The organism is Bradyrhizobium sp. AZCC 1693 (genome assembly GCF_036924745.1).
In the GTDB taxonomy this organism is placed as follows: domain Bacteria; phylum Pseudomonadota; class Alphaproteobacteria; order Rhizobiales; family Xanthobacteraceae; genus Bradyrhizobium.
Window position 1 is genome coordinate 2,997,634 of sequence record NZ_JAZHSD010000001.1, and the last position, 13,096, is coordinate 3,010,729.

11 protein-coding genes and 1 pseudogene are annotated in these 13,096 nt (G+C 57.9%); 6 read left to right on the top strand and 6 right to left on the bottom strand.

What is annotated here, in order from left to right; genetic code table 11:
- Positions 1 to 468 precede the first annotated feature (468 nt).
- From V1293_RS14295 to V1293_RS14315, 5 genes and pseudogenes are all read left to right on the top strand, one after another.
- Complete coding sequence (locus V1293_RS14295; RefSeq protein ID WP_334510509.1) at positions 469 to 1,284, top strand: oxidoreductase; 816 nt, start codon at positions 469 to 471, stop codon at positions 1,282 to 1,284.
- Positions 1,285 to 1,309: 25 nt separating this feature from the next.
- Positions 1,310 to 1,493 (top strand): annotated as a pseudogene (locus V1293_RS14300) (zincin-like metallopeptidase domain-containing protein); the annotation flags it as partial.
- Positions 1,494 to 2,520: 1,027 nt separating this feature from the next.
- Positions 2,521 to 4,110, top strand: a complete 1,590-nt coding sequence (locus V1293_RS14305) for a sensor histidine kinase (protein ID WP_334510511.1) — start codon at positions 2,521 to 2,523, stop codon at positions 4,108 to 4,110.
- A 137-nt stretch (positions 4,111 to 4,247) separates the two neighbouring features.
- Positions 4,248 to 4,430: a hypothetical protein gene (locus V1293_RS14310; protein ID WP_334510514.1), complete on the top strand. Its 183-nt coding sequence runs from the start codon at positions 4,248 to 4,250 to the stop codon at positions 4,428 to 4,430.
- A gap of 170 nt (positions 4,431 to 4,600) precedes the next feature.
- Entirely contained in the window at positions 4,601 to 5,761 is a 1,161-nt protein-coding gene (locus tag V1293_RS14315) for an iron-containing alcohol dehydrogenase (RefSeq protein WP_334510516.1), read from the top strand.
- 198 nt (positions 5,762 to 5,959) lie between these two features.
- Here V1293_RS14315 and V1293_RS14320 read toward each other — a convergent pair whose 3' ends face one another.
- From V1293_RS14320 to V1293_RS14335, 4 genes are all read right to left on the bottom strand, one after another.
- A complete protein-coding gene (locus V1293_RS14320; RefSeq protein WP_334510518.1) occupies positions 5,960 to 7,189 on the bottom strand; it encodes a lactate 2-monooxygenase in 1,230 nt (409 codons plus the stop codon).
- 105 nt (positions 7,190 to 7,294) lie between these two features.
- Positions 7,295 to 8,224 (bottom strand): 2-dehydropantoate 2-reductase, encoded by a 930-nt coding sequence (panE, locus tag V1293_RS14325; RefSeq protein WP_334510520.1) that lies wholly within the window; start codon positions 8,222 to 8,224, stop codon positions 7,295 to 7,297.
- A gap of 69 nt (positions 8,225 to 8,293) precedes the next feature.
- Entirely contained in the window at positions 8,294 to 9,085 is a 792-nt protein-coding gene (locus V1293_RS14330; protein WP_334510522.1) for a class II aldolase/adducin family protein, read from the bottom strand.
- Positions 9,086 to 9,120: 35 nt separating this feature from the next.
- Positions 9,121 to 9,942, bottom strand: coding sequence for a class II aldolase/adducin family protein (locus V1293_RS14335; RefSeq protein WP_334510524.1), 822 nt, complete (start codon positions 9,940 to 9,942; stop codon positions 9,121 to 9,123).
- A gap of 155 nt (positions 9,943 to 10,097) precedes the next feature.
- On the opposite strand from V1293_RS14335, the gene V1293_RS14340 reads away from it, so the two are divergent.
- On the top strand, positions 10,098 to 11,057 hold the full coding sequence (locus tag V1293_RS14340) for a LysR substrate-binding domain-containing protein (protein WP_334510526.1): 960 nt from the start codon (positions 10,098 to 10,100) through the stop codon (positions 11,055 to 11,057).
- Between the two features lie 209 nt (positions 11,058 to 11,266).
- On the opposite strand, the gene V1293_RS14345 is transcribed toward V1293_RS14340, so the two are convergent.
- Both V1293_RS14345 and V1293_RS14350 read right to left on the bottom strand, forming a co-directional pair.
- Positions 11,267 to 12,127, bottom strand: a complete 861-nt coding sequence (locus tag V1293_RS14345; protein WP_334510528.1) for a 3-hydroxyacyl-CoA dehydrogenase family protein — start codon at positions 12,125 to 12,127, stop codon at positions 11,267 to 11,269.
- A gap of 166 nt (positions 12,128 to 12,293) precedes the next feature.
- Complete coding sequence (locus V1293_RS14350) at positions 12,294 to 13,082, bottom strand: enoyl-CoA hydratase/isomerase family protein (protein ID WP_334510530.1); 789 nt, start codon at positions 13,080 to 13,082, stop codon at positions 12,294 to 12,296.
- Positions 13,083 to 13,096: the final 14 nt, after the last annotated feature.

Here is a 13,096-nt window from a genome sequence, read left to right on the forward strand (position 1 = left end):
CGGCAAATTGCCACGAGCAGATCGTCACCCCCTCGGACTTCACCGACCTCTCGGTGGAGTGCTGCCTGATTGGTGCCCCGCAGCTCGGCGAATGGATGAAGCAGCAGCATCCCGCCGACTGGCGTGGCGCTGCGTGATTGGCAAACAGAATGGCAGGGAGCTTAGGGTCAAAAGCAGCTTTCCTTGGCTGGAGTTCGTTGGTCCGATCGGCGTCGCCGTTGTATCCAAGGAGATATGTCTATGAACCATCTTCAACACACCGAGCAGCTTCCAGAACATGCAGGTTTTCGGCTTCGACATCTACGACGACGACTTGGCGATGATCGAGGCCATCGATGGGGCGACGTTTTGCCTGGTCCGGCGTATATCCCACGAAGTTGGATTGAACGTCACGTTCTCTAAACAATCTTCGGATGATGACCGCGGACACACGCAGTAGTTAACAGCACAAAGAACGAGGTGATTTCTATGAGCAAGACCAATCCTGCCGTAGCTCTTGTGACGGGGGCATCCTCCGGTATCGGATATGCAACAGCTAACGTTCTGCAGAACGCAGGCTATCGCGTATTCGGAACCAATCATGGCGCGCCCGCCGCAAGACTCGATGGCATTACAATGCTGACTTGTGACGTGACCGATGACGCTTCCGTCGCGAAATTGGTCGAAGATGTGCTGGCAGAGGCCGGTCGCATCGACCTGCTTGTCAACAATGCCGGTGTTGGGCTGATCGGTGGCGGGGAGGAGTCCTCGATCGCCCAGGCTCAAGCATTGTTCAACGTGAACGTCTTTGGCGTTATGCGCGTGACGAACGCGGTGCTGCCGACAATGCGACGTCAAGCGAAGGGCCGGATCATCAATATGAGCTCCATCCTGGGTCTGATCCCGTCGCCCTACAATGCCATCTATTCATCGACCAAACATGCTATCGAAGGCTATTCTGAATCGCTCGATCACGAACTGCGCACGTTGGGCATTCGAGTCGCGCTGGTTGAGCCCGGCTATACCAACACGGCATTCGAAAAGAACAAGGCGAATCCCGATCAGCCGCTTTCGATCTACGATTCGGTGCGCACACAGACCGTACAGTTTATGCTGAAGAGCGTGGAAGACGGCGATGCCCCGGAAATTGTGGCGGAGACAGTCTTGAGAGCGGCAAGTGCTGCTGTGCCGAATAGACGCTACCCCGCTGGAAAACTGGCGCGCCAGGTCCGAATGCTGCGCCGGTTCGTGCCCGAATCCGCTTTCGACAAGAGTTTGCGGAAGCAGGCAGGTCTGCCGGGTTGAGGTCGACATCAACGACATCCTGACTTTCAATGCCGATCAATGCGATGGCCTGCCGAAGACGTCACCACAGTCGCTCTGTCACCGCCGCCCGGCTTGATTGAACCACAGCTCGAAGCCCTATTCCGCGCGACTGGCATCGACTTTCGGATCGGCGGCAATCGGGCTTCTACAGCCCGTCGCATGATTTCGTGCAAGTGCCACCGCCGCAGGTCGAGACACCCTACGGCTGCCTCAGAGATGGCCGGCGGGAGGAGGCCGCAGTGTGGTCTGTAAGCTAACTTGGACAATTTCAGTCGTATCGGCAACACCAGCCGCCCCTCCTTGCTGAAGCCCGAACTCGCGTCAAAGGACTTGAGCGACTCCTCGGGCAGGATGGCACCTCGCGCTTCCGTCGCGAGCGCAGCTGAACCCTTTCCGCGCCGAGTTCGGGCAGACCGGGCGACGCGTTTCCCCTCTTGCTTCCCGAAGAGCCCAGCGCCAGCCGGCGGGCTCGACCAACACTGATCGTAGAAGGTCATCGCCGGACGAAGTAGGCTGCGTCGGCAGGACGCGTATAGATATTTGCGCGCGGAACCACGCACCTATATGCGGCGCACAGTGTTGGTGCACCGCAGGGCGAAAGGACCGTTCGCCTGTGGCCAGTCTCGGGCGGCGAATTCGAATATATTAAACGCCGCTGGCATGCTACAAATGGCCGTCGGTGCGCCGACAAATTAAAGATGCCGCAGGACCGTCGATGACGACAGTTCCGTAAGAACTTGCTTGATTGCCTGTCCGTTGGGCTGCAGACACGCTCTTACGGTTCGGTGCAAGAGCTCTTCGAAGCACGATCTTCCGATTTACCTGGATGCATGTGCTCGATGTGCGGTTGCTGGGATGAGCGGGCTCGATTTTCAAGAGAAGCTTGCCGGTCTTGGCAATCACCTTCCGATCGTTCTGATAACGGGTCGGTAAGAGCAATGAAGCAAGGCGCTATAGATTTCTTGCTCAAGCCGTTCCGCGACAGGACATTCATGCGATTGCTACAGCCGTCCAACGTGACCGTCAGCGGCGGTCTTCTGAAGGCGACTTTGTAGATCTTCGTAGCCGGTTCGCAAAGCTTTCGGCGCGTGAGCAGCAAGTCATCCTGCTGATGACTCATGGGAAGCTAAAAGCGCACTGATAGATTATTTGGTCCGGTCCTTGGACGGGCCGTCGTGAAAGCGTTAGACCCCGAAACGACCTCGGTGTGTTGAAATGACGTCTGAGTCTTTCGAAATCTTGGACCTTGTCGGGGAGGCGGTCTTTGTCCGCGACTTTGATGGTCGCATAAAGGCATGGAACAAGGCCTCGGAGACGCTGTACGGTTACTCTCGTGAGGCGGCGGTCGGCCAGTTGGCAGACGCTATCCTCCGTACCGTGTATCCCATATCGGATGCCGACGTTGAAGCCAGTTGTCTTGCGACTGGCCATTGGGAAGGACAGGTCAAGCGGAAATCGGCGCAAGGCAACCAAATGCTAGTGCACGTTCGGCTGTCGGTGCAATACGATCTGACGAGCAAACCTATCTACATCGTGGAGACTGGGCGGGAAGCCAAAGCGACGAACGTCGAACCGGAATTGCGGCTTAGTGAAGCTCGCTATCGGAACCTCTTCCAAGCCATGGCCGCTTCTTTTTGGGAGCTGGATTTCTCGGACGTAAATCAGAGACTGCGAGCGCTGCGCAAATCCGGCGTCGTGGATTTCCGAAAGTACTTCACTGAGAATCCCGAGGAAATACGCGAGATGATGGGGGCGGCACGTGTGGTAGACGTTAATGATCAAACGGTGACCCTTTTCGGTCGAGGTAACAAGGAAGAGTTACTTGGGAATCTCAAACCTTTTTGGCCCGACGAAAGCACTAACGCGTTCGCCGAAGCGATGCTGAGCGGCATCGCGCGGAAACCTCATTACTGGACTGAATGCAAGATGCGCCGGATCGATGGCGGTATCTTCGATGCACTCTTCACGATCGCCTATCCGCCTGACCTCAGCGGATGGACGAGCATGGTCGCCGTTATCGATATTACGGAGCGCAATCGAGCGCAGGAGATGCTGCAGCGTGTGCAGAGCGATTTCGCGCATGCGGCTCGCGTCTCGATGCTGGGCGAACTTACGGCCTCCATCGCTCATGAAGTGAACCAGCCGCTTACGGCCATTGCCATTAACGGAGAGGCAGGTCTGCGGTGGCTCGCACGGGCCGAACCCGAAATTAACGAGGTGCGCAAGCTTACGAAACAGATTGTCGCGGATGCTCGGCGGGCCGCTGATGTGATCGCCCGGATCCGTTCCATGGCCGCGCACCGTGCACCTGAGCGCAATTTGGTATCGCTCGATGAGGTAATTCGGGAGGCGCTTCTTTTCATTCAACACGAACTGCAATCGCATGCCGCCACCGTAGTGCACGAACCGTCTACTGACTTGCCGTTAGTTCTTGCGGACCGGACACAACTTCAACAGGTGATCGTCAACCTAACGGTCAATGCGATGCAAGCCATGGTCCAATCGGGCGCTTCCCAACGCAATATTACAATTCGAACTAGGCTCGCGGACAATGGGAGGCTTGCCTGCGTCGTCGAGGACAGCGGGCCCGGTATCAATTCCGACAACTTTGCGCGCTTGTTCGACAGTTTCTTCACGACCAAGCAGCATGGCATGGGCATGGGACTTCCGATTTGCCGCTCCATAGTCGAGGCGCATGGCGGTTACATCCTGGCGGAAAACGTCAGTCCCTCGGGAGGTGCCCGCTTCTCCTTTGTCCTGCCTGTGCCGGATCGAGAGCCATGCGTCCGACGGGGACGCGCTTAGGTCTCACGGACCGGATTTGAGTGACGAAAGCAGCCTATCCCGCGGCATCACCTGGCCCATAAGGAGCCTTTCGATCGCAGCGTCACAGCCAGTTCTTGGGTTTAAACGCGGAGAGCATGTGCTGATACCAATGCAGGATGGCAGGGATTGGCCGGTTGCTTTTCTCGGTGCGATCTACGCCGGATCGTACCGGCCGCCGTACGCTGCTGACGGCTGACGACTATTTCCGTGCCCAGGCGGTGCTGGTCAGTGGCGAAGTGCTTCCGGCGATCAAATCGGCCCTGTACGTGCCGGTCACTTTCTGTATGTCGAACAACTGACCACCCCAATCAGGCGATTTCTCGGCTTTCGGCCACCGCTTTGACCGTGAGTGACGCCTTATACGGTCCGACAGAACGGGCGAGAGATCATATCGCTCCAAGTCCTTTGTTGCACCATGTTACTATTAATAATATAGTCACTTGCTTTTCGAGGTACGGGAGGAACAAAAATGCGCATGACTGGTGTACACAGCTTTCCAGCAATTGATCGTGTCATCTATGGCAAAGCTGCGTCTGAAGCTCTGAACGATGAGGCAGAGCGGCTGAATGCAAAGCGCGTCTTCCTTCTCGCCAGTCGAACCTTGAACACCAAGACCGATGAGATCGAGAAGGTTCGGCGTACGCTCGGCGACAAACATGTGGCGACCTTTGACGGAATTGCACAGCACACGACGCGCAAGCAAGCTGCCGCGGTTGCCCGTCAAGCTAAAGACGCAAAAGCTGATCTGATCGTGGCTGTCGGTGGAGGTTCTGCCATCGATCTCGCAAAAATAGTCATAATGGCGATGGAACATGATATCCGCGATGAAGCGGGTTTCGATCCATTCCCGATGGGCCCGGGCGTAAACTTCTCTCCGTTTCGTTCGCCAGCAGTCCGACAGATCGCGGTCCCATCGACGCTGAATGGTGGCGAATACAATGCAGCAGCGCTCGTCACCGATGAGCGCCATAAGTTGAAGCAGATATTCTTCCACCCCCAAATGTCGCCAGTGTCGATTATTCTCGACCCTGCCCTCACCCTGCATACGCCTTCGAGCCTTTGGATGGGATCGGGAACGCGCTCGATGGATCACGGTATCGAAGCGTTGTGCTCGCCCGCCGGCACACCGCTAGCCGACGAGGTCGTCTTGGCGGGTATCCGCATCCTGCGTGAGGGAATGCTCCGGACCTTGCAGCAACCTGATGATCTGGAGGCGCGGCGACTATCTCAACATGGCTCATGGCTTGCGTCCTTTGGCCTCCAGGCACGCGTCCCGATGGGAGCAAGTCACGGCATTGGCCATGTGCTCGGAGGGACTTTCGACGTTCCTCACTATTATTGCACCCCTGTCATCATGCCGAGCCTGCTTCGATACAATAAGCCATTCACTGAGGACGCGCAGAAGCGCTTAGCGGCTGCTCTTGGCGGGCCGGGTATGGAGGCCGGAGACGCCTTTGCGGAATTCACCAAGAGCCTTGGATTACCTGCCCGTCTTGCCGATGTCGGTATCGGCGAAGATAAGTTTGGCAAAATCAGCAAGATTGCAATTAATCATCGCTTCATCCAAACCAATCCGCGGCCTTTCAAAAGCGAAGCTGATATCGTAGATCTGCTGCGAATGGCCGCTTAGCCTCACCGAAACAGCGAATGCGCTCGGTGGGGCAAACGGGTCTGGCGTGCGGGAAGGACTTCGAATTCTTCCGCGCGTCGTCCAGGCCGCACTGAAGGCATCGCTCAGATGCTTTCAGTGCGCAGCATCGGCAGGTCGGCCGCTAATTTCGCGCAAGTCTCTTGGTTCGTCGCAAGTGGTCCGAGACAGCCGGTTTGTTCAACCAACCGCCATCAGCGAGGTTGGATGAAGATCGGCCAGGCTGGCATACCCGTCGACGGCCATCAGCAAGTCCGCTTCAGCCAGAATGCATCGCAGCACGTGAACGATACCCTCGACGCCGTCCAGTGCGAGGCCATAGGCATACGGCCGGCCAATCCCAACAGCCGTCGCGCCGAGCGCCAAAGCCTTGATGACGTCTGTCCCCGATCGTATCCCGGAGTCGAACAGAACCGGCGTGTTGCCTGACGCTTTGACAATGCCAGGCAGAAAGTCGATCGCCGCAATGCCGCCGTTTGCCTGACGGCCCCCATGATTTGAACAGTAGATGGCGTCGACGCCGCCATCGATGGCGCGCCGCGCGTCATCAGGATGGCAAATGCCCTTGAGAACGAGCGGAAGCGTGGTCAGCGAGCGCAACCAGGGAAGATCGTCCCAGGTCAAAGGATTTCCGAAGATCTTCCCCCATTGCGTGACCGCCGCCTGAAAATCTTCCTCGGGCGGCCTTTGCAGCTTTTTGCGAAACACCGGATCCGAAAAATAATTGTTGAGAACGTGCCCATGCAGCTGAGGAAAATTGGCCAAGTTAAGATCCCGTGGGCGCCATCCGGTGATCCATGTATCCAAAGTCACCACGATGGCCTTAAATCCCGCAGCCTCAGCCCGGCGAAGCAGGCTCTCGGCAACGTCCCGATCGGTGGGCGTATACAACTGAAAGAAGCCTGGCGTTTCGCCAAACTCGGCAGCCACTTGTTCAAGCGGATCGTTGCTGAACGTCGAAGCGATCATCGGGACACCGATCTTTTGCGCGGCCCTTGCGGTCGCGATGTCGCCGCGAAAATCCTGGGCGCATAATGCGATGACGCCGATGGGGCTCATGAAGAGCGGAGTTGGAAGCCGCATCCCGAAAAGCTCGATCGACAGGTCCCGCTTGGCGGCGCCGACAAACATGCGCGGGATCAAACCCCAGCGCTCAAATGCAGACACGTTGAGGTTTTGCGTATGCTCGTTGCCGCAGCCACCGGCTACGTAAGACACGAGCCTCGGCGACATCGCAGCGTGCGCCCGCGCTTCCAATTCGCGGAAGTCGGTCGGAAGTTTCGGCAGCTTTCCGCTGAGGCCGCCAATATAGATTTCTGTCTGGTAGTCGCCGTAATGACTCAATGTGCCCTCCGTACTCCTATCCATTGCGATCGGCGCAGCGCGAGCGGCAAGAATAATGAGGCCCACGCGCTGAACCTCCCCGAAAACGGCCGAGATCCGGGCTTCATTCCCGTCGGGTCCGAGGCGAGTGCGAGAACGCGCGAGCTTGATCCCGGCCTTCCAGCTCCGTTCCTACTTGCCGGCTTCTCTGGCGCGACGCGCCTCATGAGATTTCACATGCGCATAGGCTGCCTTGAGAAGGACAGGAGTTTCTCCTGCTTTCGCCCGACGCAACAGGTCGCCCAGAACATGGTCGCCTTCTGTCGGCGATCCTTTCTCGATGTCGCGCAGCATGGACGCCATCAGCGGTGAGCCCGGCGTTGTGAAGATGGACCGCGTGCGTTCCATAAAGACCGGACGTGGCTCAAACCCTGCTCCGGCCGCGATCCCGTTGCACTCGTCAAGAAAATTCATCACAAGGCCGGATGCGCCAGCGGCGACGATATCCCCGATCGAGGCGCGCATCAGACAGGTCGAACCCGCGGCAGTGGCGATGAATACCCATTTCTCCCACATGTCCTGCAGGATGTTGCCGCTGGGCTCGGCAATAAAATTGGCGCCTGACAATGCAGCGATGATCTCATCGCGGCGTTTCGATCGCGCCCCGTTTTGTTCGCCAAACCCCAGCGTATGCAAATCGACGAGATGAAGAATCTCACCATTGGCAGACAGCGTGGCCGAAATGGCGCATTGGCCGCCAAACACCTTCTCCTCCCCGAAGCGGGCGTTCAGCACGTCGATATGCCGCAGACCATTCAAAAAGGGAATGATGACCGTGTTGTCTCCGACCGCGGGCGCGAACGATTGAATGGCGCTGTCGAGATCATAGGCCTTGCAGCTCAACAATATCAGATCGTAGTGGCCTTTCAGCCGTTCGGAAGTCACGGTCGGCGGTGTTGGCAGATGGAGATCGCCGGCCTGGCTCCTGACGACAAGCCCATTTTTCTCGAGCGCTTCTGCACGGGCGGGCCGCACGAGGAACGTGACATCACGCCCCGCCGCCACAAGCCTCGCGCCAAAGTATCCGCCCAACGCTCCGGCGCCGATTACCAATATCCGCAAGATTCATCTCCTTCTAACCTCTCAATTGCGAGACGTCGGCTGCAGCCAACAAGCCGCCGCCGATCAAGCTTAGTCCCTGTAGCGCGATCCCTTTCCATCAAGTGCGCGACGATAGGCTTTGAACGAATCCTGCCCAAAAGAGGTTTTTTCGTCGAAGCCCTTTGCAACCTCGCCCTGCATCTGGCGCGTCGTCCGACGCAGAACCTCTTCCGACAAAGGCCGCCGGTTTTTGCCGAACGTTGCAGCTGCGAGTTGCACTTCGCACGCGCGTTGCAGGATCGTCATGCGGAACAGTGCCTCCGCGGCAGTCCTCCCGCATGTCAGAAGACCATGATGTCTCAGGATCATGTAGTTCTTGTTGCCGAGCGAATTTACGAGGCGCTCGCGCTCACCAAGGTCCGTCGAAATGCCCTCGAAGTCGTGATACGCGATTTGCTCATAAAGCATCGCGCCGTAGAAGCTGTGATGCGACAGCCCCTCCTCCGTGCAAGCAACAGCCACACCGGCCGTCGTGTGCGTGTGCGCGATGAAATGAGCGTCATCGCGCGCGGCATGAACCGAAGAATGGATCGTGAAGCCAGCCGCGTTGACGCGACCCGGAACGTCCACAACCTTGTTTCCATCAAGATCAATCTTGATCAGATTGGAGGCTGTGACCTCGTTGTACGCCAGCCCGAACGAATTGATCAGAAAGTGCCTGTCAGGACCCGGTATCCGCGCCGTGATATGATTGTAGATGTGCTCGCACCAGCCTAGATCAAAGAAGACATGGTACAGCGCGGCGAGATCCTCTCGAACCAGCCGTTCCTCGGCAGCCATTGCACGGCGATTGACATGGCCGGGTGAGGCCTGGATGTTCATGCGTTTCCCCGAGAGCGGTTATTGTTGGCCGTACGTCAGTTGAGCAAATCCGGCTGTTCCTTAACGATCTTCGAATAAAGGGTCTGGAATTGAAACCAGCCTGTCCTCGGCGCACCGAGGATGTTGAATGCCTGTTGCGCAGACTCTTCGGGGATTACCTTGAGAGATTGCCCTGTTCGCGCAGCCGCCGCCTCAGCGAGCAACTGCACTTGGCACGACCGCTCCATCGTGATGAACCACCACACTGCTTCATCAACCGTCTGGCCGACCGTCAGAAGTCCATGGTTCTGCAGAATTGCCGCCTTGTGAGGCCCCAACGCCCGGGCGATTTGCTGCCCCTCATCCAACTCGACGGCGACTCCGCCGTAATCCTCGTACAGAGCGTGGTCGTTGTAAAAGGCGCAGGCGTCTTGCGTGATCGACCCCAACTTTCGACCCAGTGTCGAGAAGGCCCGGCCGTACGTGGAGTGCGAATGCGCCGCGCCGACAGAATCGGGACGGGCAGCATGAACGCTCGCGTGAATCGCGAAAGCAGCCGCATTGACCGGATGATTGCCTTCGACAACTTCGCCCTTGTGGTTGACTCGAATAAGATCAGACGCCTTGATCAGGCCAAAGCTCATGCCAAAGCCATTTACCCAGAATGTGTCGGTGAACTCCGGATCGCGCGCGGTGATGTGACCAGCGACGCCTTCATCGAACCCGAACTTGGCGAACAACCGGAAGCCGGCTGCGAGGCGCTCTTTGCGATGCTGCCGTTCTTCGGCCAATGTTGAAAAGACCGGCGGTTGAGGCAGCCCCTGCGTCATCTTCTCCGCCGCATGCGCCTGCTGAGCCTGTTTTGAGGGCGCGTTCATCGCATTCTCCCTTTTTCTCTTGTACGTTTCGCGATGCGGAATTGGAGGGCCAACCGACCTTCGCTGGCTTTTCCCACTTGCCAGCCCTACAATTCGGCTCCATCGATTTGTCCATGACGCTGACGGATGGCCATCCAAAGCACAATTGAATTCGGTTGCTGATTGTTGAAGCAGGCTCAAGCCAGAAAATGTCTAGCCCGGCTCTTCCACCTCTCACGAGTCTGCGCGCCTTCGAAGCGATCGCGAGATTTGGCAGCGTCAAGCTTGCCGCCGAGAGCCTCAATCTGACGCCGTCCGCTATCAGTCATCAGATTCGGGCGCTAGAGGCGCACTTCGGTGTACAACTGGTCGAGCGCAAGGGACGCAACATCGCCCTGACTGAAAGCGGTGCAGTCTACGCCGCCTCCGTGCTAAACGCGTTCAACGAATTATTTCGCGCAAGCGACATCTTGGGTATCCGAAAGCACGATCGTGTTGTACGCGTCAGCGTGACTCCGACATTTGCAATGCTGGCCGCGTTGCCCAACCTGGAACGCTTCCGCAAGGCGTCGTCCAACCTCGACCTCAGACTGGAAGCACGCAACACGACCGTCGACTTCGCAAAGGACGATATCGATGCCGCGGTGCAACTGGGAACGCCACCGGTGCCAGGCCTGACATTCCATCGGCTTCTTCGCTCCCGCGCGGCGCCCTGCGCCGCGCCGGAGTTACTTGAGAGATTTGGGCCTATCAGCACGGTCAAGGACCTCTGTAAATTGCCCCTGATCGAATTCAGCACTATGCCAGACAGTTGGCGTGCATGGTTTCAGGCAAACGATCCCGATCTCCCATCGATCGAACCCGAACTGCTCGGCGACAGCCTGCTCACAGCACTTCAAATGGCCCGGTCCGGCATGGGAGTTATTCTTGCACCGTTTCCCTTGGTTTCGCCGATGATTACCAGCGGGGCTCTCAAGGCCCTTACGCACTGGCCGTCCTTCAAGCTGGACTCACGAGACTTCTATTTTACCTATCGAAAAGTGCATGAAGCATCGAACAGGATCAAGGCCGTGCACCAGTGGCTGAAAGTCATAGCCAGAGATCTCGAGGCCGAGTCTGCAATGTTGGGGATTTGAGGCTTGATCCGCCCGGGTACAAGAATGTCCGTTTGGAGAGTAAATCTCGTCGGCTAGATACAAGCTGGTTCGGACTCTCGGACCTGTGACCGTCGCGTCATCATCGAGTGATCGAGACGAGACTTGTGTCTTATGGCTGGTCCCGGCCGAGCCTGACAAAGGCAACATCGTCACTTATCTCAAACTCCCCAAGGAGGTTGATGGTCGCATCACTGGTAGTCATAAAATCCTCGACCGCTTTTTACGCCAAGGCGGCCGTCGGCGATCATCTTCTTCAGCAAAATCCGCGGCCCTTCGGGCAGGCCGGGCCGGTGTTGGGCGTAATTCTCTTCGATGCTCAGCACCACGTCCAGGCCCACCGCGTCCATGAGACGGAAGGGGCCGGACCGCGAACCGGTAGCTTGGCTGTAGATGGCATCGACCACCTCCGCCGACGCGACACCCTCGGCTACCACGGCCAGCGTCTCGCGTTTAATGGCGGCCCAGATGCGGTTGAAGATGAAGCCCATGCTCTCGCGTTGCACCACGTAGGGCGTCAGACCATAGCCAGGCAGTGCGTCGACCAGCAGCTGGATCACAGCCGGGTCGGTCTGGCCGCACGACATCAACTCAACCGGCGTGATGGCCGGTGGCATCAAGAAGTGCGTGTTCAGCAGGCGCGCCGGGTTCTTCACGCTCTCGGCAAAAGCGCTCGAGGAATAGGATGAGGAGTTGCTGGCCAGGATGGCATCGGGCTCAGAGAGCGTATCGATATGCTTGAAGATGTCCTTCTTCAGTTCAAGATTTTCGGGCACTGACTCCACGACGAGCCACGCATTCCTGAGCGCGGCTGCCATGTCGTCAACCCCCACGATGGTGCCGGCCTTGCTGCCGGGCAGCGTGGCCAGCACGGCAGGCAACTGCTCCTTCGCAAAGGCGACGCCCCCATCGCGCGTCGCGGCGCTGCGAGCATAGAGGCGCACTTCGGCGCCGCGCGTCGCCAGCATCAACGCAATGCGACGGCCCAGCGTGCCCGCGCCCAGGATAGCGATGGGGCGGGTGGCGATGTTCTCGGGGAGTTTGAACGTCATGGCGGCGCCCTCGCGATTTTGGACCAGCATTCCTTCCAAGCAAAGCAAGAAGTGGAAGAAGGCCCGATCTCTGCTCTCTCGGTCGTACGGACGTCTATCGGTCGGACCCATAGCACGGTAGCGACGATGGGGGCGTTGACTTATTGCGGCCGCCCTGTCTCGACGATCACGATCCCTGGAAGGTCACTTTGCCGCGGAAATTCCTCGCTCCATATTCCACCACAGACCGAACCCCAGATTGGAAATCTTCGCTATCGAACAGCGGAGGCCCGATATCCAGGAGCAGCTCGTCGGCTCCTCTGGTACCGTAGTCGAGAAATCCTCGCAGCAAACGCTCATTCACCGCATACGCTTTTGTTGGACCGTCCGCGAACTTTTGCGCCCACGCCAACGCTTCGGCATAAAGCGATGCGCGCGGCACGACGCGATTGACGATATTCCACCGCTCGAAGACGGCAGCATCGTAGCGTTCGCCTGTCAGGCAAATCTCTCGGGCCCGCGCTGGTCCGCATCGCTCGGCGAGCAGGTAGATTCCGCCCAGATAGGTTGCTGCTCCGATATCGCGCTCTACCTGAGCAAATTTGGCATCTTCAGATGCGATTATTACATCACAACGCAAGGCCAGTTCGAGCGATGCCGCGAAGCAAAACCCTTGAACCGCGCACACGATGGGGATGTCCAACTGCTCCAGTCGCAGCACAATCGGAATAGCCCTGGTCAGCATTTTTCGGGCACCCCTACTATCCACTCCCGAAAAGGTGGTCTTGACGTTCACTCCCGGCCCGAAGTGGTCCCCCGTCGCGTGTAGAAGTACGCCTCGAACGCCCGAGCTGTCCACTTCATCGAGCGCCTTGCCGAGCTCCAGGAGCAGATCGTCATCGACGAGATTGATCGGAGGATTGTCCAGCGTTAGGATACCAACGTTATGCAGCTTTTCGAATTTGACGGATGTCACAGTAAGAGCTCCCT

Bases quoted from the DNA above. Each gene is read 5' to 3' on its own strand.
- V1293_RS14330 (WP_334510522.1), bottom strand. From the start codon at position 9,085: ATGAACATCCAGGCCTCACCCGGCCATGTCAATCGCCGTGCAATGGCT.
- V1293_RS14305 (WP_334510511.1), top strand. From the start codon at position 2,521: ATGACGTCTGAGTCTTTCGAAATCTTGGACCTTGTCGGGGAGGCGGTC.
- V1293_RS14315 (WP_334510516.1), top strand. From the start codon at position 4,601: ATGCGCATGACTGGTGTACACAGCTTTCCAGCAATTGATCGTGTCATC.
- V1293_RS14310 (WP_334510514.1), top strand. From the start codon at position 4,248: ATGGCAGGGATTGGCCGGTTGCTTTTCTCGGTGCGATCTACGCCGGAT.
- V1293_RS14335 (WP_334510524.1), bottom strand. From the start codon at position 9,942: ATGAACGCGCCCTCAAAACAGGCTCAGCAGGCGCATGCGGCGGAGAAG.
- V1293_RS14295 (WP_334510509.1), top strand. From the start codon at position 469: ATGAGCAAGACCAATCCTGCCGTAGCTCTTGTGACGGGGGCATCCTCC.
- V1293_RS14345 (WP_334510528.1), bottom strand. From the start codon at position 12,127: ATGACGTTCAAACTCCCCGAGAACATCGCCACCCGCCCCATCGCTATC.